Below are 18,811 nucleotides of genomic sequence, written 5' to 3'. Positions count from 1 at the left end.
CCACGACTGCGACCGCAGAGGAGAACACCACCGTGACCGCACGCCCGGAAGCCCACGAGATCTGGAAGGGTCCGCTGCCGCCGCTCGCCGAGGGCGGGCTCGCGCGGCCCCGGATCGGCATCGGCGGCATCTCCATCGAGTCGAGCACTTTCTCCCCGCATATCTCCGGGGACGAGGCCTTCACGATCCGCACCGGCGATGCACTGCGGGCGTACTACCCGTTCCTCGACGCCGGACGCGAGCTCGCCGAGGCGGCGGAGTGGGTCCCGCTCACGCACGGCCGTTCGCTGCCCGGCGGTGCCGTGGACCCGGACACCTACCGCCGGATGAAGGACGCGATCGTCGAGGGGATCCGCACGCAGGGGCCGTTCGACGGATTCTTCTTCGACATCCACGGCGCGATGAGCGTCGTCGGGATGGACGATGCCGAGGGCGACCTCGCTCTCGCGGTGCGGGACGCCCTGGGCCCGGACACCCTCGTCTCCACATCGATGGACCTGCACGGCAACGTCTCGGAGACTCTGCGCGACGCGGTGGATCTGCTCACCTGCTACCGGATGGCGCCGCATGAGGACTGGCTGAACACGAAGGAGCGGGCGGTGTGGAACCTGCTCGACCGTCTCCGCGGCCCGCACGGCAGCGACGTGCAGGCACGGCGGCCCTTCACGGCCTGGGTGCCCGTGCCCGTGCTGCTGCCCGGGGAGAAGACGAGCACGCGACTGGAGCCCGCGCGGAGCATCTACGCCGAGCTGCCGGAGATCGAGGCGCTGCCTGGCGTCGTGGACGCGTCGGTGTGGATCGGCTATGCATGGGCCGACGAGCCGCGCTGCCAGGCGTACGTCGTGGTCACCGGGGACGACAGGGAGGTCATCGCCCGTGAGGCGGAGCGCGTGGCCCGGATGTTCTGGGAGGCACGGAAGGACTTCGTCTTCGTCGCGAAGACGGGAAGCCTCGACGACGCGCTGGAGGAGGCGCTGGCCCCCGGTGCCCCGCATCCGTACGTGATCTCCGACTCCGGGGACAACCCGACGGCCGGGGGAGCGGGCGATGTGACCTGGACCCTCGCCCACCTGCTGCAGCGACCCGAGCTCACCGACGGCACGCACACGACGCTGGTCGCCTCGATCTTCGATCCGCGGGCCGTCGCCGAAGCCGTGGAGGCGGGCGTCGGTGCGACGGTCACGCTGTCAGCCGGAGCCGCGGTCGATTCCGGGCCCCACGGACCGGTCGAGATCACCGGCACGGTGTTCTCCGTCACCGACGACGACCCGGACGCCGGCACCCAGGTGGTGCTCGCGGTCGGCGGGCTGCACGCCATCCTGACCGAGCGCCGCAAGCCCTTCCACCACCTCTCCGACTTCCGGATGCTGGGGCTCGAGCCGACGACGGCCGAGATCGTGGTCGTGAAGATCGGCTACCTGGAGCCGGAGCTGTACGAGCTGGCAGCGGGATGGACGCTGGCGCTCACCCCGGGCGGGGTGGACCAGGACCTGCTCCGCCTCGGACACCATCGCCTGCGCCCCGGGGTGTTCCCGTTCGACACGACAGGCGACCCCGATCTGACCGCGGTGGTCGTGCGCCGCGGGGCCGACGAGGAGGACACGGCATCATGATGAACTTCGAGAAGCGCACCGGCCCCGACTTCGGTGCGGCGTCCCCGGTCTACCCCGCGAACGGCGTGCCGGACTGGTACCGCGACGCCAAGCTCGGCTTCTTCGTGCACTGGGGGCTGTACTCCGTGCCGGCGTGGGCCGTGCAGCACGGGGAGGGCGTGAACATCCCCACCGAGGATGCCTATGCGTGGCACCAGTACGCGGAGTGGTACGGCAACACGGTGCGCATCCCGGGCAGCCCGACGTGGGAGCGCCACCAGCGCACCTACGGTCCTGGGACCTCGTACGAGGACCTCGCCGACCAGTGGGACGCCGACGCCTTCGATGCCGAGGCCTTCGTCGGTGAACTCGTCGCGGCCGGAGCGCGCTATGTCGTGCCCACGACCAAGCACCACGAGGGGTTCTGTCTGTGGGACACCGCCACGACCGGATTCAACGCCGTCGCGCGCGGCCCTCGCCGTGACCTCATCTCCGAGTTCCACGACGCCACGCGGCGGGCGGGAGCCAAGTTCGGCGTGTACTACTCCGGAGCGCTCGACTGGCACGTCAGCGACTTCCCGCCGATCGAGTCGGACACCGACCTGTTCCGGTTCCGTCGCAACGACGCCCACTTCTCCCGGTACGCCGCCGCGCAGCTCGAGGAGCTCGTGGAGCGGTTCGCGCCCGACGTGCTCTGGAACGACATCGAGTGGCCGGACGGCGGCAAGGGCACGGAGGAGTACGCCGTGGCCGCACTCCTGCAGCGGTACTTCGACGCCGTCCCGGACGGTGTGGTCAACGACCGCTGGGGTGTGCCGTACCACGGGTTCCTCACCCGCGAATACACGGACATCCCGGACATCATCCCCGAGCCGTGGGAGTCGACCCGCGGGCTCGGCTACTCGTTCGGGTTCAACCAGGCGGAGGACGAGCGCCACTCGCTCTCCGGCGCGGCCCTGATCCGGCTCCTCGTCGACGTCGTCGCGAAGAACGGCAACCTGCTCATCAACGTCGGCCCCGCGGCGGACGGATCCATTCCGGCGCTGCAGCGGAAGGCGATGCAGGAGCTCGGCAGCTGGCTGGCCGTGAACGGTGCGGCGATCTACGGCACGCGGCCCTGGACGCGGATGGGGGAGCGCACGGGGGCTCCTCGCCGCTACACCACGTCCACCGACGCGGTGCACGTGCATGCGCTCGACCCGGCGGACGGCGAGTTCGAGCTGCCGTCCGAGCTCACGGCCGCTGCGCTGTCGTGGGCCGACGGGACCCCGGCGGAGGTGTCCGCAGACGGCGGTTCGACCCGCATCGTGATCCCGGCCGGTCTCCGCGAGGCTCCGGTCGCCGTGCTCACCGCGCACGGCGCCTGACACACGCTCCGCAGAAGGGCCCCGTCGGTGATCCGACGGGGGCCCTTCGTCGCTGAGCTAGGGGCGCGTGCGCTCCTCGAGAACCTCGATCACGTGGCGGTACGGGCGGCCGGTGGCGCGGGTCATGCCGATCTCGCACGTGCGGTTGGCCGACACGAAGGCGTCGAAGCCGCCGCGGGCCGTATCGGCCGCGGAGACTTCGGCCGATTCCTGGGCTGTCGCGCTCGCGGTGAGCTCGGGGTGCAGCATGCCGCGGTCACCGGCGAACGCGCAGCAGCCCCAGCCGTCGGGCACGAAGACCTCGTCAGCGACGGCGGAGGCGATCGCCGTCAGCGCCCCGGTCGCGCCGAGCGCGGTCGTCGAACAGGTCGGGTGCACGGCGATCGAGGGGAGCTTCGCATCGACGGAAAGGCGCGGCAGCACCTCCCGCGCGGCGAACGTGGTGGCGTCCTCGATGCGCAGACCGGCGTACTCCGGATGGGCGGCGACGGCCTGGGTGAGCATGACGTCGAGGCCCTCGGTGCAGGAGGCCGCGTCGCAGACGACCGGGAGCTCCCCGTGGCGGCTGGCGTCCCAGAGCGAGGCCAGCACCCGGTCGGACATGAGGCGATAGCCGTCGAGGTGTCCCTTGGACTTCCACGGCGTCCCGCAGCAGAGCCCGCCGTTCTCCTCCGGGACCACGACGGGGATCCCGGCGCGGTCGAGCAGGGCGCGGAGGGCGTCGCGGGAGCCGGGACCCTCGTCCTCCGGACCGAACATCGTGCCGATGCAGGCGCCGAAGAAGACGGCCTGGGCGTCGGGAGGCGAGACCGGTCGAGGCGGCGCGGTGCCGCCGCGGGGGAGGCCGCCGTCGTAGAGGGGGACGGTGTCGGCGCCGAGCACGGCGCGCCCGACCCGCGTCGCGCCGCGCACGAGCGGGACGGGGAGAGCATCGGCGACCGTGAGGGCGACGCCGCCGGCGCGCGTGACGGTGCTCCAGTGCTTCGCCGCCGTCCCCCAGGCCGCACCCTCCACGGCGTTCTCCTGCTCGGCCCGGAGGCGGCGGACGAGGTCGCCGGTGTTGATGTCCACCGGACACGCGACGCCGCACATGCCGTCGACCGCGCAGGTCTGCACGCCGTCGTAGTCGTAGTCCGCGCGCAGGTCCCGCAGCAGCGCCGTGTCGCCCTGCTCCTCGGCCCAGGCCATGTCCCGCCGCAGCACGATGCGCTGCCGCGGGGTGAGCGTGATGCTCTTGCTCGGGCAGGTCGGCTCGCAGTAGCCGCACTCCACGCAGCGGTCCACCTCGCGCTCCACCGTGGGCACGCGCTTGAGATCCCGGAGGTACGAGTCCGGGTCGTCGGACAGCACGACGCCGGGGTTGAGGATCCCGTCCGGATCGAACAGCCGCTTGATCTCCCACATCATGTCGGTGAGCTCGTCGCCGTACTGACGCCGCACGAACGGCGCCATGATGCGTCCGGTACCGTGCTCGGCCTTGAGGGATCCCTCCTGTGCGAGGACGAGCTCGACGAGGTCGTCCGTGAAGCGGCGGTACCGCGCCACGCTCTCGGGGTCGTCGAAGCGCTCGTTCAGCAGGAAGTGGACGTTGCCGTCCTTCGCGTGCCCGAAGATCACGGAGCCCTCGTAGCCGTGCTCCGCGAACAGCTCGATCAGTCGTTCGCACGTGGCCAGCAGGCGGGGGACGGGGACGACGATGTCCTCGAGGAGCGCGGTCGTCCCGGACGGCCGCGCCCCGGCGACAGCGGTGTAGAGGCCCTTGCGGACGTGCCACAGTGCGGCGCGCTCGGCGGCATCGGTCGTCAGGCGTGGGGCGACGGCGAGGGGGAGGGCATCGAAGTGCGCCTGCGCTGATGCGCTCGCGACGGCGAGGGCGTCGTCGTCGGCGGCGTGCACCTCGACGAGGAGGGCGGCGTGGCCCTGGACGTCGATCTCCGAGATCGCGGCGGGGACGTCGCTCAGGCCCTGGGCGACGCGCAGTGAGGCGGCGTCCAGGAGCTCGATCGTCGCGAGTCCGAGCTCCGTGAGAGCGGGGAGCGCGGTCATCGCCGCCGACAGCGTCTCGAAGACGAGCAGACCGGTGGCGATCGCGGGGCGCACCTCGATGGTGCGGAAACGGGCTTCTGCGACGAAGCCGAGGGTCCCTTCCGATCCGATGAGGAGGTGTTCGAGGATCCGCACCGGGTCGTCGAAGTCGAGCAGGGCGTTCAGGCCGTAGCCCATGGTGTTCTTCATCGAGAACTGCTGCCGCAGGAACGCGACGTTCCCGGGCGAGGCGAGCAGACGCTCCCGGAGCGACGACAGCCCGGCGAACAGGGCGGGTTCCGCGGCGCGGAGCACGTCCGCGGCGTCCGCGCGTCCGGTGTCCAGGACGGTGCCGCTGGGCAGCACGACGACCATCGACGTGATCGTCTGGTACGAGTTCTCCGTGATGCCGCAGGCCATGCCGCTGGAGTTGTTCGCGACGACGCCGCCGATCGTGCAGGCGATCTCGCTGGCCGGATCCGGCCCGAGCTTGCGGCGGTACCGGGCCAGCCGCGTGTTCACCTGCCGGACGGTGGCCCCGGGGCCGACCCTGACCGCGGCGCCGTCGTCCTCGATGTGGATGTCGCGGAAGTGGCTGCGCGTGTCGACCAGGATATCGCCGCTGATGCCCTGTCCGGAGAGGCTGGTGCCGCCGGAGCGGAACGTGAGCGTGCGTCCGGCCGCCCGGACCGCCGAGAACGCGCGGGCGACGCCCTCCGCGTCCGCGGGGGACAGCACCGCGTCCGGGACGAGCAGGTAATGCGAGGCGTCGTGGGCGCGGGCGAAGCGGTCGATGGATCGGGCGTGGACCTGCGTCTCGGGCCCCAGCAGTGCGGGATCGAGGGGGTGGTCGAGGGTGGTGGGCACGGTGCTCCTCTGCTCCGCTCGAAGATTGTCAGACAAGTGTACTGAACGACGGACGCCTCACTAGACTGTTCCGCATGACCTCGATCGCGGAGCGCCCCCTCGGCGTGGTCGGCGTGGTCGACGCCGTGACCGGACAGCTGCGCAGCCGGATCCTCTCCGGCGAGATCCGCTCGGGGGAGCCTCTGACCGAGGCGGCCGTCTCCCAGACCTACGGCGTCGCCCGTCCCAGCGCCAAAGCGGCCATCGAGCAGCTCGTGGCCAGCGGGCTGCTCGTGCGGACGGCGCATCGCACGGCGCGCGTGGTCGGCATCGAGGCGGAGACCGTCCGCGACGTCTACCGCACGCGGATCCGGCTGGAGAGCGCGGCACTACGCGAGCTGGCGGAGAGCGCCGCCGTGCCGGCAGCCGCCGTGGCGGCGAACGCCGAGCTGCAGGCGATGGCACCTGGCCCTGATCCCGCGACGGTCGATCCCGACCTCCGCTTCCACACGGCGCTCATCGACGCCCTGGGCAGCGAGCGGACCAGCCGCATGTACCGGAGCGTGCTGGACGAGGTGCGGCTGTGCATGGCGCAGGTGCAGGGGCGGCGTCTCCTCGATGCCGAACTCATCGCCGCGCAGCACGCGGAGATGCTCGAGGCTGTCGCCGCCGGGGACGCGGAGCGCGCCGCCGCGGTGCTGCGCGCCCACCTCGCCTCGGCGGAGGACCGTCTCGTCGAGGCCCTGAGCGCCTCCTGACGTCAGCCTTCGTCGGCCGGGGCATCCTCGATCTGGATCGGGGCATCCGTCGGGTCGGCCCAGACGGGAGCAGGGAGAGGCGTGTCGACCTGGCCGGCCTGGATCGCGCGGAGGGCCTCGGTGATCTCGTCGGCGTTCTCGGGTACCGCCAGGCCGCAGGTGCGCAGCTCGGACGCGAACTGCAGGGTGAGCCGGATCTTCCCCGCCTCGATGGCCTCGGAGGTGGTGCCGGTGCGGATCTCGCTGCCGGTCTGGATCGCGGGCACCTCGTCGCAGACGTGATAGACCTTGCCGCCGTCGACCCACACGACCTCATCGGCCCCGAGGAGCTGGATCACGGCCGACTGATCCGCGGTGTACTGCTCGACGGACGGCGGGGCGAAGCTCGTCCCGACGATCGCGGCGAGGACGGCCAGGACGATGCCGACGATGCCGGCGGTCGCCTTCTGCCGCTTGTCCATGTCCTTGTTCAGGAAGATGAGGATGACCAGGGGGAGGAAGGCCACGACCGCGATGATCGCGCCGAGCTGGTTCTGGACGAAGAACCGCGTCTTGTCGGCGCGGCGCGCGGGGTCGAGAGTGTTGGCCTTCTTCCACAGGATCGAGCCGATGATCGACAGCGCCGCGATCACGAACAGCAGGACGAGCAGGGCGACGAACGCCCACTGGGGGAACTGCGCCGTCGCTCCCTGCTCTTCCAGGAGGCCGGTGTCCGGATCGCGGAGCAGCGCGCCGCCCTCATCGACGAACTCGCGCTGGCGCAGGAGCCAGAAGATGCCGATGGCCTCGCCCGCGATCGCGAGCGCCCAGAGGACCGCGGCGATGATGCGGAAGCGCGTCGCGGAGGCCTTGGCCTCCGGGCTCGGCGTCCAGCCCGCGGGCGGTTCGCCGGTCGTGGCGCCGGCCGTGGAACGACGCGGCGCAGCAGACGACGTGGGCTCGTTCTCGGCCATGGTTGTCCTTTCCCCCGAAAGTCCCCGGCGACCCCGCCGAGGCATCCCCGAGCCTAGTGGTCGGGGTGTCCTACTCTGGAGAGATGACATCCGATTCGGACGACGCCCTGAGCTGGGACGGCGACGACAGCGCGGAGCAGCGCCCCCGGGACGCCGCACGGCGTTCCACGCCTGCTCCGGAACCGATCCCGGCCGAGGCCGTCGCACCCTCGGCGTCTGCACCCGCGTCGGTGGACGAGGAGACCGCAGCGCCCTCCGGTCTCAGCAATGCGATGCTGGTCCTCGTCGGTGTCGTCGGGGGCGTCTACCTGCTCTACACCGTGGGGTGGATCGCCGGCGGTCTCCGCCTGCAGCCGCTCGCCTCGTTCCTCGTCGCGGATTTCATGTTCCTGCCCTGGTTCGTGCTGGCGATCGCCGCCCCCGCGCTCTGGTTCCTCGCGACGTGGGTGCTGACGCGGGGCCGGGCATCCTGGATCCGCGCCGCGGTGCTCCTGGCGGGCGTCGTGCTGCTCGTGCCGTGGCCGTTCGTGACCGTGGGGGTGATCGGCGCATGACCGCTCCGAAGACACCGTCCGCCGTGGCGACCGGTTCGCCGCGCTGGCTCGTGTGGACCGTCATCGCCCTCGCCGGGCTCTTCTACGCGTATGCGGTGTGGAACGCGGTCGCGCACCTCATCACCATGGCCCAGACCGGCCTCACCGGCACCGGATGGGCGACGCTGCTGTTCGGTGTCGTGTTTCCCGTGATCGTGTTCGGGTTCGCCTTCGCGATCGGCCGACGCCGTCGTGTGGGCGAGCTCGCCCTGACCTTCCTCGCCGGACTCGGCATCGTCGCGGTGTTCTGGATGAGCCTGCTCGCGCTGAGTCTGACGCTGCCCAGCGCCTGAGCCGGATCCGTCACGCCGTCACACGGCACGGAGCGGTCCCGGCGCTCCGGTAGAGTTGTCGCGATCGCGCCCCCGACGGTGTGCGGCGCATCGGCCCCTCCCGCCTGTCGCGCTGCCCCGAAGGATCCACTGTGCCGAAGCCTGTCGTGCTCATCGCCGAAGTACTCTCTCCCGCCACGATCGAGGCGCTCGGCCCCGACTTCGACGTCCGCCACGTCGACGGCACCGATCGCGAGGCGCTCTTCGCCGCCCTCGCGGAGTCGGACGCGGTGCTCATCCGCTCCGCGACCCGCATCGACGAGGAGGCGCTGTCGCACGCGCCGAAGCTCAAGGTCGTCGCGCGGGCCGGTGTCGGCCTCGACAACGTCGACATCAAGGCTGCGACCGCGGCCGGCGTCATGGTCGTCAACGCCCCGACGTCGAATATCGTCTCCGCCGCCGAGCTGACGGTCGGCCACATCCTCAGCCTCGCCCGCCGGATCCCGGCCGCGCACGCCTCGCTCTCCGCCGGCCAGTGGAAGCGCAGCTCCTTCACCGGTGCCGAGCTCTTCGAGAAGACCGTCGGCATCGTCGGACTCGGCCGGATCGGCGCTCTCGTCGCCGCTCGCCTGGCCGCCTTCGACATGCGCGTCGTCGCGTACGACCCCTACGTCACCTCGGCGCGCGCCCAGCAGCTCGGCGTGCAGCTCCTCTCGCTGGACGAGCTCGTCGCCGAAGCCGACTTCCTCACGATCCACATGCCCAAGACCCCGGAGACGACGGGCATGATCGGCGCCGAGCAATTCGCCGCCATGAAGCCGACCGCCTTCGTCGTGAACGTCGCCCGCGGCGGGCTCATCGACGAGGAGGCGCTGCACGAAGCTCTCGTCGCCGGTGAGATCGCCGGTGCGGGTCTGGACGTCTTCACCTCCGAGCCCCCGGCCGAGGGTGGCAGCGCCCGTGCCCTGCTCGACCTCCCGAACGTCGTCGTCACGCCGCACCTCGGTGCGAGCACGGAAGAGGCACAGGAGAAGGCCGGCGTCTCGGTCGCACGCTCGGTGCGGCTCGCGCTCGGCGGTGACCTCGTCCCGGATGCGGTCAACGTCGCGGGCGGCGTCATCGACCCGTACGTGCGTCCCGGCATCTCGCTCGTGGAGAAGCTCGGTCAGATCTTCGCCGCACTGGCCACGTCGCCGCTCACGAGCCTCGACGTCGAGGTGCACGGCGAGCTCAACGACTACGACGTGAGCGTGCTCAAGCTCGCGGCCCTCAAGGGTGTCTTCACGAACATCGTGAGCGAGACCGTGTCGTACGTGAACGCGCCCCTCCTGGCGGAGCAGCGCGGCATCGCGGTGCGCCTGCTCAAGGACGACGTGAGCGAGGAGTACCGGAACGTCATCACCCTCACGGGGGCGCTGTCCGACGGAACGCAGCTCTCGGTGTCGGGCACGCTGACCGGACCGAAGCAGGCCGAGAAGCTCGTCGGCATCAACGACCACGCCCTGGAGCTGCCGATCGAGAAGCACCACGTCGTGATGCTCTACACCGACCGCCCCGGCATCGTTGCCGTCTACGGACAGAAGTTCGGCGAGGCCGGGATCAACATCGCCGGCATGCAGATCTCGCGGCTCGCGGCGGGCGATCAGGCGCTCAGCGTGCTGACGCTCGACTCGCCCGTGTCCGAGGAGCTGCTGGACGACGTGCGTGGTGCCATCGACGCCGACCTCTTCCGTCAGATCGAGATCACCGAGGTCTGACACCGCAGAGCGGGGGAGAAGGGCGGGAGCGCGAGGCTCCCGCCCTTCTCCGTACCCGCAGCCTTGTCCGGCGTCAGGCGGTGGCGCGCAGTACGAGGGCGATGAGATCGGCGAGCTCGTCGCTGCGCGGGACCAGGCGCTCCGGCCCGTGCACGTCGAGCGAGTTGTTGAAGTAGAGGCCGTCGCTCACGAGCATCACGAGGTCGAGGCTGGCGGTGTCGCGGACGTGCGGACGGATCGTCTCCGCCCAGCGACGCCGGGTATCCCGGAGCATGTCGGACGCGGCGGTAGAGCCGCCCTGGGCCAGCCGAGTCGTGGCGATGAGCGCGCGATCGAGGGCGTCGTCCTCCATCACCGAGGTCCGGACGTAGTACGCGACGGGGCCCTCCTCGGCGGTGCGCATGCGCTCCAGGTCGAGGGTGGTCAGGTGGTCCAGGCGCTCCAGGAGCCCGGTCTCCAGGTCGTCCTTGGAGCGGAAGTGGTAGAGCAGGCCGCCCTTCGACACGCCGGCGGCCTTCGCCGTGGCCTCGAGCGTCGCGGCGCGTTCGCCGTCGTCGATGAGGATCGCCTCGAAGGCGTCGAGGACCTTCTCACGGGCGAGGGGAGGGCGGGGCATCGGTCATCCTCTGAGCGGGATCGGGAGGGCTGCATCTGTTACTATACCAGCCGGACGGTTTAGTAACGAGCGGTCCACAGGAAGGAAAGGTGTTCCATGACCCGTACTGCGTCGATCCCGACGACAGAGACGGAAGCTCCCCGCGTCGGGGCTCGGGGGTGGGCGGCGCTCGTCGTCCTCATGCTCCCGGTGCTGTTGGTGTCGGTGGACAACACGGTGCTGAGCTTCGCGCTGCCCGAGATCTCGATCTCGCTCGCGCCGAGCGGGGCCGAGCAGCTCTGGATCATCGACGTCTACCCGCTCGTGCTCGCCGGACTCCTGGTGACCATGGGGACGCTGGGCGACCGCTTCGGGCGCCGCCGCCTGCTCCTCATCGGAGCCACGGGGTTCGCCGTGGTCTCCGCTCTGGCCGCCTTCGCGCCGACCGCGGGCCTTCTCATCGCGGCGCGCGCCCTGCTCGGCTTCTTCGGCGCCATGCTCATGCCCTCGACTCTCTCGCTGCTGCGGTCGATCTTCCAGAACCGCGACCAGCGCCGCATGGCCATCGCGGTCTGGGCGTCTGCGTTCTCCGCCGGATCCGCGCTCGGCCCCATCGTCGGCGGCTTCCTCCTCGAGCACTTCGCGTGGGGCTCGGTGTTCCTCATCGCCGTCCCCGTCCTCATCCCGCTGCTCATCGCCGCGCCGCTGCTCGTGCCGGAGAGCCGTGACCCGAATCCCGGCCGCATCGACCCGCTCAGCATCGTGCTCTCGATGGCCGCGATGATCCCGGTCGTCTACGCCATCAAGTCCTTCGCGGTCGACGGCCCGTCGCTGTACGCCGGGGGATGGGCGCTGCTCGGCCTCGTGATGGGGACGTTGTTCGTGCGCCGTCAGCTCCGTGCCGACACCCCGATGCTCGACATGGCCCTGTTCCGCCGCGGGTCGTTCTCGGGGGCGATCCTGGTGAACCTGCTCAGCGTCGTGGCCCTCGTCGGGTTCCTGTACTTCGTCTCGCAGCACCTGCAGCTCGTGCTGGGGCTCTCGCCGATGGTCGCGGGCCTCGCGCTCGTGCCGGGGATGGCGGCGATGATCGTCGCCGGACTCACGGTGGTGCCGATCTCGCGGCGGGTGCCGCCGCACGTGCTCATCCCGGCGGCGCTGGTGTTCTCCGTCGCGGGGTACCTCATCGTCGCCTTCACGACGCACGAGCACGGCGTGGCACCGCTCATCCTCGCCTTCGTCGTCCTCGGCATCGGCATCGGCGCGGCCGAGACCATCTCGAACGAGCTCATCCTCTCCAGCGCCCCCGCGGCGAAGGCCGGTGCCGCGAGCGCGGTGTCCGAGACGGCGTACGAGCTCGGTGCCGTGCTGGGGACCGCGATCCTGGGCGGCATCATCACCGCGTTCTACCGCGGCGCGCTGGTGCTGCCCGAGGGGCTTCCGGCCGAGGTGGCCCGCGCTGCGCAGGAGACGCTGGCCGGCGCGTACACCGCCGCCCACGAGCTCCCGGCCGCGCTCGGCGACGCCCTGTGGCAGGCAGCGGCCGACGCGTTCGGCTCCGGCGTCACCGTGACCTCGCTCATCGGGGCGGGCCTCGTCGTCGTCGCGGCGGTCATCGCGGCCGTCACACTGCGCAAGGCACCCACGCACTGACCACTACGCTGGGGGGACCGGCCCGTTCGACCCGCGGTCGCGCCGCGGCCGGTCCACCCCCGTGCAGTGCGCAAGGAGTCTCATGTCGCGTGTCGTGAAGCTGGCCGTCATCCCGGGTGACGGCATCGGTCCCGAGGTCATCGCCGAGGCGGAGAAGGTGCTCGACGCCGTCACGGCCGACAGCGACGTGACGTTCGACAAGACCCGCTTCTCGCTCGGTGCCGGCCGGTACCTCGAGACCGGCGACACGCTCACGGACGACGACCTCGCCGCGATCGCCGCCCACGACGCGATCCTCCTCGGCGCGGTCGGCGGGACGCCGGGCGACCCGCGACTGAAGGACGCGAACATCGAGCGCGGACTGCTGCTGAAGCTCCGGTTCACCCTCGACCACTATGTGAACCTGCGCCCCTCGAAGCTCTTCGCCGGAGCGCCCGGTCCGCTGTCCGACCCGGGCGAGGTCGACTTCGTCGTCGTCCGCGAGGGGACGGAAGGTCCCTACGTCGGCAACGGCGGAGCAATCCGGAAGGGGACGCCGCAGGAGGTGGCGAACGAGACCTCCGTGAACACGGCGTTCGGTGTCGAGCGGGTCGTCCGCTATGCGTTCGCCCTCGCGGAGCGCCGCCGTCAGAAGCTCACCCTCGTGCACAAGACCAACGTGCTCGTGCACGCCGGCGCGATCTGGCAGCGCATCGTGAACGAGGTCGCCGCCGAGCACCCCGACGTCGCCGTCGACTATCTGCACGTCGACGCCGCCACCATCTTCCTCGTCACCGATCCCTCGCGCTTCGACGTGATCGTGACGGACAATCTCTTCGGTGACATCCTCACCGACCTCGCCGGCGCCGTCACGGGCGGCATCGGCCTCGCCGCCTCGGGGAACATCAACCCCGATGGCGCCTTCCCGTCGATGTTCGAGCCCGTGCACGGCTCGGCTCCGGACATCGCGGGCCAGCAGAAGGCCGACCCGACCGCCGCGATCCTCTCCATCGCGCTGCTGCTCGACCACCTCGGCCTGACGGCCGAGTCGGCGCGTGTGAGCGCCGCGGTCGAGGCGGACATCGCCGCCCGCAGCGGTGCCCGCACCACCGCGGAGATCGGCTCCGCGATCACTGCCCGTCTCTGAACGGCGGGCGTAGGCTGACAGGGCGCGAGGATGCGCCCACCCCACGAGGATTGGATGACGACATGACGACGATCGACGCCGAGACGAGCGTGGCTCCCCTGGAGTTCGCCGTGACGAAGAACCTGAACGCGGCCTCGCCGGCACGCGTCGCCGAAGTGCTGGAGAACCCCGGTTTCGGGGTCGTCTTCACCGACCACATGGTCGACATCTGCTGGTCGGTCAAGGGCGGCTGGCACCGTCCGCGTGTGCAGCCCTACGGCCCGATCCCGCTCGACCCCGCGGCGTCCGTGCTGCACTACGCACAGGAGATCTTCGAGGGCATCAAGGCCTACCGGCACGCCGACGGCTCGATCCACACCTTCCGTCCCGACCGCAACGCCGCGCGCCTGCAGGCCAGTGCCCGCCGCCTGGCGCTGCCGGAGCTGCCGACGGAGTACTTCATCCAGTCGCTGCGGGAGCTCATCGCCGTCGACGGCCGGTGGGTGCCCTCCGGTGCCGACCAGAGCCTGTATCTGCGTCCGTTCATGTTCGCCAAGGAGGCCTTCCTCGGCGTGCGAGCGGCGCAGAAGGTCGCCTACTACGTGATCGCCAGCCCCGCGGGCGCGTACTTCACCGGAGGCGTGAAGCCGGTCCGGATCTGGCTCTCCGAGGACTACGCCCGCGCCGGCCGCGGTGGCACCGGCAAGGCGAAGACGGGGGGCAACTACGCCTCTAGCCTCCTGCCGCAGGCCGAGGCCAGCGCGAAGGGCTGCGACCAGGTCGTGTTCCTCAACGAGAACCGCGACGTCGAGGAGCTCGGTGGCATGAACGTCGTGTTCGTCTTCAAGGACGGTCGTGTCGTCACGCCGGAGTCCGACAGCATCCTCGAGGGCATCACGCGGGATTCGTTGCTGCAGCTCGCCGAGGACCGCGGCTACACGGTCGAGAAGCGACCGATCTCGATCGACGAGTGGCGCGAGGGCGTGGCCTCCGGCGACATCGTCGAGGTGTTCGCCTGTGGCACGGCCGCGGTCGTGACGCCGATCGGCGCGCTCGTGGGCGAGGGCTTCGACGAGCCGCAGCCGCTGGGCGAGCTGGCGCTGTCGCTCCGCGAGGAGCTCACCGACATCCAGTACGGCCGTCGCGAGGACAAGCACGGCTGGCTCCTCCGCCTCGACGCCTGATTCCATTCCCCGAGACCCCGTCTTCCCGCCGACACCCCGCCGTGTCGACGCGTGGTAGGCGGGGTCTCGGCGTGTACCCGGGGTCTCGCGCGCCGGGGTCGTTCCTGCACAGTGCGGGGGGAGTGGGGGATGAGGGGTGGGGGTGTGGAGAACGTTGGGAGGGAGAGATCAGCGGGGGAGAGTGAGGGGATGTCGCGGCGCCTCTCGTTCTCCGATGCCTGGGATCTCGTGCGGTCGCGGGAGGAGGTCCTCGATGCGGGCGTCACGGAACGGGAGCTGGCGGCGGCGGTCGCGCACGGCAGGCTGCGACGGGTGCACCGCGGGGCGTACGTCGACGCGGATGTGTGGGACGAGCTGTGGCCGGAGGGGCGGCAGCTCGTGCGGGTGTGCGCCGTCCGCAGGGCCAGTCCGGGCGGGGGTCCCGTGTTCTCGCACCTCTCCGCCGCCGCGCTCTGGGGGCTGCCGCTCGTGGGGCCGATCCGGGACGACGTGCACACTGCGATCCGCAGCCGTCGGCACACCAGGACCGAGGCCGGGGTCGTCCGACACCAGATGATGCTCGACGAGGGCGATGTCGTCCGGCGGCACGGGCTCCGGTGCACGTCGCTGGCCCGCACCGTGTTCGATCTCGCCCGACTGCTGCGACCGGAGGCCGTCGTCGCTGCGGGTGATGCGGCCCTACGGATGGTCTCGGTCGACGGGCATGAGGTCGACCCGGATGCCGTCGCCGCCTGGCGGGCCGAAGTCGAAGGCCTGTGCGTGGCGGGACTCCGGGGTGTGCGGCGCGCGCGATGGATCGGAGTCTTCGCGGACGGGCGGGCCCAGCTTCCCGGCGAGAGCGTGAGCCGCCTCCAGTTGCATCGACTCGGGTTCCGAGACATCGATCTGCAGGTCCCCATCGTGGGCTCCGACGGCGCGCGGTACTTCGCCGACTTCGGGTTCCCGCGGTCCCGGGCCTTCGGAGAGTTCGACGGGGAGGACAAGTACCGGGACGCGGAGCTGCGGACGATGCCCACGGCAGCCGATGCGGTGACGGCGGAGAAGCACCGCGAGGACGAGATCCGCGGGGTGACCGGCTGGCGGGTGGTGCGCTGGGGCTCCCGGCACATCCGGACCGCCGAGGACCTCGGACGACGGCTCGCCGCGTTCGGCATCCGTCCTCCCGGATGAGTTCCACCGGGGCCCTGGGCTTCCGTCGAGACCCCGCCTCTCCCGCGCAAGCGAACCGGGGTCTCGACGAGAAAGCGGGGTCTCGACGATAAAGGAGGGGATCTAGGCTGGAGGCATGAAGATCGCCCGGTTCAGCCACGACGACGCCATCATGTACGGGATCATCGACGACCGCGAGCTCGTGGTCCTCGCCGGGGACCCGATGTTCTCCGGGTACGAGACCACCGGCGCCCGCGTCCCGCTGACCGAGGTCACGCTGCTCGCGCCCGTCATCCCGCGCTCCAAGGTCGTGTGCGTCGGCAAGAACTACCACGATCACGCCGCCGAGATGGGGGGAGTGGCCCCCGAGGAGCCGCTGCTGTTCCTCAAGCCGAACACCGCCGTGATCGGCCCGGATGACGCGATCGTGCGTCCCACCGCGCTGTCCGAGCGCACGGAGTACGAGGGCGAGCTCGTGGTCGTGATCGGACGGATCGCGAAGAACGTGAAGGCGGAGAACGCCCTCGACCACGTGCTCGGCTACACGATCGGCAACGACGTCACCGCACGCGACCTGCAGCGCAAGGACGGGCAGTGGTCGCGGGCGAAGGGCTTCGACACATTCTGCCCGCTCGGACCCGTGATCGAGACGGACTTCGACCCCGCGCAGGCCACGATCGAGACGCGGGTCAACGGCGAGGTTCGCCAGCACGCGCCGCTCACCGACATGATCCACTCGGTCGCCGCGATCATCGAGTACGCCTCCGCGGTATTCACGCTCCTTCCGGGCGACGTCATCATGACGGGGACACCCGCGGGCGTCGGCACGTTCGAGGCGGGCGACACCGTCGAGGTGGAGATCTCCGGACTCGGCATCCTGCGCAACCCCGTGCGCGACGCCGCTCCCGCGTCATGACCGACGTCGCCCTCACGGCGACGCAGCAGCAGGCGGTCCAGCGCCGCACCGTGCTCGTGCTGTCGCTGGGGCAGGTGCTGGGCGGCATCGCCTTCGGCGCCACCGTGTCGCTCGGTGCGCTGCTCGCCGCGGACATCTCCGGCAGCGACGCGCTCTCCGGGCTCGCGACGGCATCGGTGACCCTGGGCGCCGCGCTCTGCGCGATCCCGCTCGCCCGGATGGCCGCACGGCTCGGACGCCGCCGCGCCCTCACCCTCGGCAATCTCTTCGCCCTCGTCGGCATCGCCGTGGTGATCCTCGCGGCGTCGGTGCGCGTCTTCCCGCTCCTGCTCGTCGGCATCCTGCTGATCGGTGCGGGGAACGCGGGCAACCTGCAATCCCGGTTCGCGGCCACGGACCTCGCGGCGCCGCAGCACCGCGGGCGTGACCTCTCGATCGTCGTCTGGTCCACGACGATCGGCGGCGTGGCGGGACCGCTGCTACTCGGCCCGGGGGAGATCGTCGGACAGGCGATCGGGATGCCTCCGCAGACGGGTTCCTACGTCTTCTCGTTCGTCGCGCAGTGCGCGGCGCTCGCGCTCTACCTCGTCGCCCTGCGCCCCGATCCGCTGCTGGCCGCGCAGCGACTCGCTCAGGCGGCGGCCGCGACGACGAGCGCCATCGTGGCGGACCGCCCGCGCGTGGCCCGCTACGCGATCTTCGCCATCGCGGGGTCGCACGTGGTGATGGCGTCGGTCATGGCGATGACCCCGGTGCATCTCTCGCACATGGCCCACGGCGCTCACGGTGCGGCGGCGACACCGGCGGACGTCTCAGCGCTCGTCGGCATCACCATCGCGCTGCACGTCGGCGGCATGTACGCGCTCTCGCCGGTGTTCGGCGTGCTGGCCGACCGCTGGGGGCGGCTGCGCGTGGTGCTGCTCGGGCAGGCTCTGCTCGGCGGCGCCCTGGCCTTCGCCGTCTTCGCGGGCACCGTGGCGTGGGGCGTCATGGTCGCCCTCATCCTCCTCGGCCTCGGCTGGAGTGCCGCGACGGTCGCCGGTGCCGCGCTGCTCACCGAAGCCTCCGCGCCCGAGGTGCGCACTCGTCGTCAGGGACGCAGCGACTCGCTGATGAGCCTGTCCGCCGCCGCCGGGTCCGTCCTCGCCGGCATCGTGCTGTCGAACTTCCAGTACGCCGGGCTCGGCATCGCGGCCTCGGTGCTCGTCCTCTCGATCGTCGCGCTGTCACCGCTCGCCCGGAGCAGCGCGCGGTGAAGGCCTGGGACGGCGTCGGAGAGGCCTATGCCGCTTCGTACGCCGCCCTGTGCGCCGGGACCTTCGAGCCTCTCTCCGCCGCACTCGGCCCGGCGGAGGATCGTGGCCTGCTGGACGTCGGCGCGGGGGAAGGCCGTCTCGCGTCCCGCTTCGCACGACGGGGATGGGACGTCACAGCCTGCGAGCCCGAGCCGACGATGCGTGCCGTCGCCCACCGGGAGTACCCGACGCTGCGCATCGTCGAGGGCGGACTGCCGACGCTGCCCTTCGGCGACGGGTCCTTCGATGCCGCCGTGGCGAACTTCGTGCTGAACCACGTCTCCTCCCCGCGGACCGCCGCCCGCGAGCTGGGTCGGGTCGCGCGTGGTCCGGTCGCCGCGACGATCTGGACCCGTTCCCCGTCGTGGTTCTGGGCGGAGGTCGTCGAACGCGCGGGGTTGCCGCCGTACGCGGGGGAGAGGCTCCCCGCCGAAGAGGACTTCGCACGCATCCCGGACGGCTTCGCGGACGTGCTCACCGGCGCCGGGCTCCCGGAGGTCGTGGTCACCGAGCACACCTGGACGTGGGAGGCCGACCCCGGCGCGCTGTGGACCTCCGTCGAAGGGGGCGTGGCCGGCGCCGGCGCCCAGTACGCCCTGCTCTCCACGGCCGAGCGACGCCGGTTCCGCGCGGGGTTCGAGGAGACGGTCGCGGCCCATCGGGTGGGAACAGTGCTGCCCCTGGAGCACTGCGCGGCGGTGGCGGTCTCGCGCCGGGGCTGACCCGCCCGCACCCGTAGAATCGAAGGGCT

16 protein-coding genes are annotated in these 18,811 nt (G+C 71.2%); 13 read left to right on the top strand and 3 right to left on the bottom strand.

The features are described 5' to 3' along the window. Positions 1–32 precede the first annotated feature (32 nt). Together ACIGJI_RS02420 and ACIGJI_RS02415 are read left to right on the top strand one after the other, a co-directional pair. Positions 33–1,613, top strand: coding sequence for a M81 family metallopeptidase (locus ACIGJI_RS02420; protein WP_363444287.1), 1,581 nt, complete (start codon positions 33–35; stop codon positions 1,611–1,613). After that, the gene (locus ACIGJI_RS02415; protein ID WP_187663926.1) at positions 1,610–2,959 is read left to right on the top strand and encodes an alpha-L-fucosidase; all 1,350 of its coding nucleotides are present in this window, start codon (positions 1,610–1,612) and stop codon (positions 2,957–2,959) included. Before ACIGJI_RS02420 ends, ACIGJI_RS02415 begins: the two co-directional genes overlap by 4 nt. 57 nt (positions 2,960–3,016) lie before the next feature. On the opposite strand, the gene ACIGJI_RS02410 is transcribed toward ACIGJI_RS02415, so the two are convergent. Then, on the bottom strand, positions 3,017–5,851 hold the full coding sequence (locus ACIGJI_RS02410) for an FAD-binding and (Fe-S)-binding domain-containing protein (RefSeq protein ID WP_363444284.1): 2,835 nt from the start codon (positions 5,849–5,851) through the stop codon (positions 3,017–3,019). 74 nt (positions 5,852–5,925) lie between these two features. Here ACIGJI_RS02410 and ACIGJI_RS02405 point away from each other — a divergent pair, with 74 nt between their 5' ends. Next, positions 5,926–6,588, top strand: coding sequence for a GntR family transcriptional regulator (locus tag ACIGJI_RS02405; RefSeq protein WP_280566369.1), 663 nt, complete (start codon positions 5,926–5,928; stop codon positions 6,586–6,588). A 2-nt stretch (positions 6,589–6,590) separates the two neighbouring features. Here the strand turns inward: ACIGJI_RS02405 and ACIGJI_RS02400 are convergent, their stop codons facing one another. After that, positions 6,591–7,541 (bottom strand): hypothetical protein, encoded by a 951-nt coding sequence (locus ACIGJI_RS02400; protein WP_259953908.1) that lies wholly within the window; start codon positions 7,539–7,541, stop codon positions 6,591–6,593. A gap of 83 nt (positions 7,542–7,624) precedes the next feature. Here ACIGJI_RS02400 and ACIGJI_RS02395 point away from each other — a divergent pair, with 83 nt between their 5' ends. From ACIGJI_RS02395 to serA, 3 genes are all read left to right on the top strand, one after another. Next, positions 7,625–8,095, top strand: coding sequence for a hypothetical protein (locus tag ACIGJI_RS02395; protein ID WP_268776404.1), 471 nt, complete (start codon positions 7,625–7,627; stop codon positions 8,093–8,095). Then, positions 8,092–8,427 carry a hypothetical protein gene (locus ACIGJI_RS02390; RefSeq protein ID WP_268776403.1) on the top strand — a complete coding sequence of 112 codons (336 nt, stop codon included), beginning with the start codon at positions 8,092–8,094 and terminating at the stop codon, positions 8,425–8,427. The genes ACIGJI_RS02395 and ACIGJI_RS02390 overlap by 4 nt, the downstream gene beginning before the upstream one ends. Positions 8,428–8,558: 131 nt before the next feature. Then, positions 8,559–10,163 (top strand): phosphoglycerate dehydrogenase, encoded by a 1,605-nt coding sequence (gene serA / locus ACIGJI_RS02385; RefSeq protein WP_187663932.1) that lies wholly within the window; start codon positions 8,559–8,561, stop codon positions 10,161–10,163. Positions 10,164–10,236: 73 nt separating this feature from the next. Here the strand turns inward: serA and ACIGJI_RS02380 are convergent, their stop codons facing one another. Then, a complete protein-coding gene (locus ACIGJI_RS02380) occupies positions 10,237–10,779 on the bottom strand; it encodes a TetR/AcrR family transcriptional regulator (RefSeq protein ID WP_268776402.1) in 543 nt (180 codons plus the stop codon). Between the two features lie 96 nt (positions 10,780–10,875). Between ACIGJI_RS02380 and ACIGJI_RS02375 the strand changes: the two genes are divergently transcribed. The 7 genes from ACIGJI_RS02375 to ACIGJI_RS02345 all read left to right on the top strand — a co-directional run bounded on the left by ACIGJI_RS02375 (position 10,876) and on the right by ACIGJI_RS02345 (position 18,782). Continuing rightward, entirely contained in the window at positions 10,876–12,411 is a 1,536-nt protein-coding gene (locus ACIGJI_RS02375; protein WP_187663934.1) for an MFS transporter, read from the top strand. Positions 12,412–12,493: 82 nt separating this feature from the next. Then, positions 12,494–13,537, top strand: a complete 1,044-nt coding sequence (locus ACIGJI_RS02370) for a 3-isopropylmalate dehydrogenase (protein WP_363444278.1) — start codon at positions 12,494–12,496, stop codon at positions 13,535–13,537. Positions 13,538–13,599: 62 nt separating this feature from the next. Beyond that, positions 13,600–14,700 carry a branched-chain amino acid aminotransferase gene (locus ACIGJI_RS02365; protein WP_187663936.1) on the top strand — a complete coding sequence of 367 codons (1,101 nt, stop codon included), beginning with the start codon at positions 13,600–13,602 and terminating at the stop codon, positions 14,698–14,700. A gap of 189 nt (positions 14,701–14,889) precedes the next feature. Beyond that, positions 14,890–15,870 carry a type IV toxin-antitoxin system AbiEi family antitoxin domain-containing protein gene (locus tag ACIGJI_RS02360; RefSeq protein WP_363444275.1) on the top strand — a complete coding sequence of 327 codons (981 nt, stop codon included), beginning with the start codon at positions 14,890–14,892 and terminating at the stop codon, positions 15,868–15,870. Positions 15,871–15,985: 115 nt separating this feature from the next. Further along, entirely contained in the window at positions 15,986–16,765 is a 780-nt protein-coding gene (locus tag ACIGJI_RS02355) for a fumarylacetoacetate hydrolase family protein (RefSeq protein WP_187663938.1), read from the top strand. Then, positions 16,762–18,021 (top strand): MFS transporter, encoded by a 1,260-nt coding sequence (locus ACIGJI_RS02350; protein ID WP_363444272.1) that lies wholly within the window; start codon positions 16,762–16,764, stop codon positions 18,019–18,021. Before ACIGJI_RS02355 ends, ACIGJI_RS02350 begins: the two co-directional genes overlap by 4 nt. After that, positions 18,018–18,782 (top strand): class I SAM-dependent methyltransferase, encoded by a 765-nt coding sequence (locus ACIGJI_RS02345; RefSeq protein ID WP_363444269.1) that lies wholly within the window; start codon positions 18,018–18,020, stop codon positions 18,780–18,782. Before ACIGJI_RS02350 ends, ACIGJI_RS02345 begins: the two co-directional genes overlap by 4 nt. Positions 18,783–18,811: the final 29 nt, after the last annotated feature.

Source organism: Microbacterium sp. NPDC064978 (assembly GCF_044543605.1).
In the GTDB taxonomy this organism is placed as follows: Bacteria; Actinomycetota; Actinomycetes; order Actinomycetales; family Microbacteriaceae; genus Microbacterium; species Microbacterium meiriae.
Note: the sequence above shows the minus strand (reverse complement) of the source record. Positions and strands in the feature narration are given on the sequence as shown.

What these genes read in the sequence shown, in the direction of transcription:
- ACIGJI_RS02395 (WP_268776404.1), top strand. Translation starts at nt 7,625, where the DNA reads ATGACATCCGATTCGGACGACGCCCTGAGCTGGGACGGCGACGACAGC.
- ACIGJI_RS02415 (WP_187663926.1), top strand. Translation starts at nt 1,610, where the DNA reads ATGATGAACTTCGAGAAGCGCACCGGCCCCGACTTCGGTGCGGCGTCC.
- ACIGJI_RS02360 (WP_363444275.1), top strand. Translation starts at nt 14,890, where the DNA reads ATGTCGCGGCGCCTCTCGTTCTCCGATGCCTGGGATCTCGTGCGGTCG.
- ACIGJI_RS02375 (WP_187663934.1), top strand. Translation starts at nt 10,876, where the DNA reads ATGACCCGTACTGCGTCGATCCCGACGACAGAGACGGAAGCTCCCCGC.
- ACIGJI_RS02400 (WP_259953908.1), bottom strand. Translation starts at nt 7,541, where the DNA reads ATGGCCGAGAACGAGCCCACGTCGTCTGCTGCGCCGCGTCGTTCCACG.
- ACIGJI_RS02350 (WP_363444272.1), top strand. Translation starts at nt 16,762, where the DNA reads ATGACCGACGTCGCCCTCACGGCGACGCAGCAGCAGGCGGTCCAGCGC.
- ACIGJI_RS02380 (WP_268776402.1), bottom strand. Translation starts at nt 10,779, where the DNA reads ATGCCCCGCCCTCCCCTCGCCCGTGAGAAGGTCCTCGACGCCTTCGAG.
- ACIGJI_RS02370 (WP_363444278.1), top strand. Translation starts at nt 12,494, where the DNA reads ATGTCGCGTGTCGTGAAGCTGGCCGTCATCCCGGGTGACGGCATCGGT.
- ACIGJI_RS02405 (WP_280566369.1), top strand. Translation starts at nt 5,926, where the DNA reads ATGACCTCGATCGCGGAGCGCCCCCTCGGCGTGGTCGGCGTGGTCGAC.
- ACIGJI_RS02355 (WP_187663938.1), top strand. Translation starts at nt 15,986, where the DNA reads ATGAAGATCGCCCGGTTCAGCCACGACGACGCCATCATGTACGGGATC.
- ACIGJI_RS02365 (WP_187663936.1), top strand. Translation starts at nt 13,600, where the DNA reads ATGACGACGATCGACGCCGAGACGAGCGTGGCTCCCCTGGAGTTCGCC.
- ACIGJI_RS02390 (WP_268776403.1), top strand. Translation starts at nt 8,092, where the DNA reads ATGACCGCTCCGAAGACACCGTCCGCCGTGGCGACCGGTTCGCCGCGC.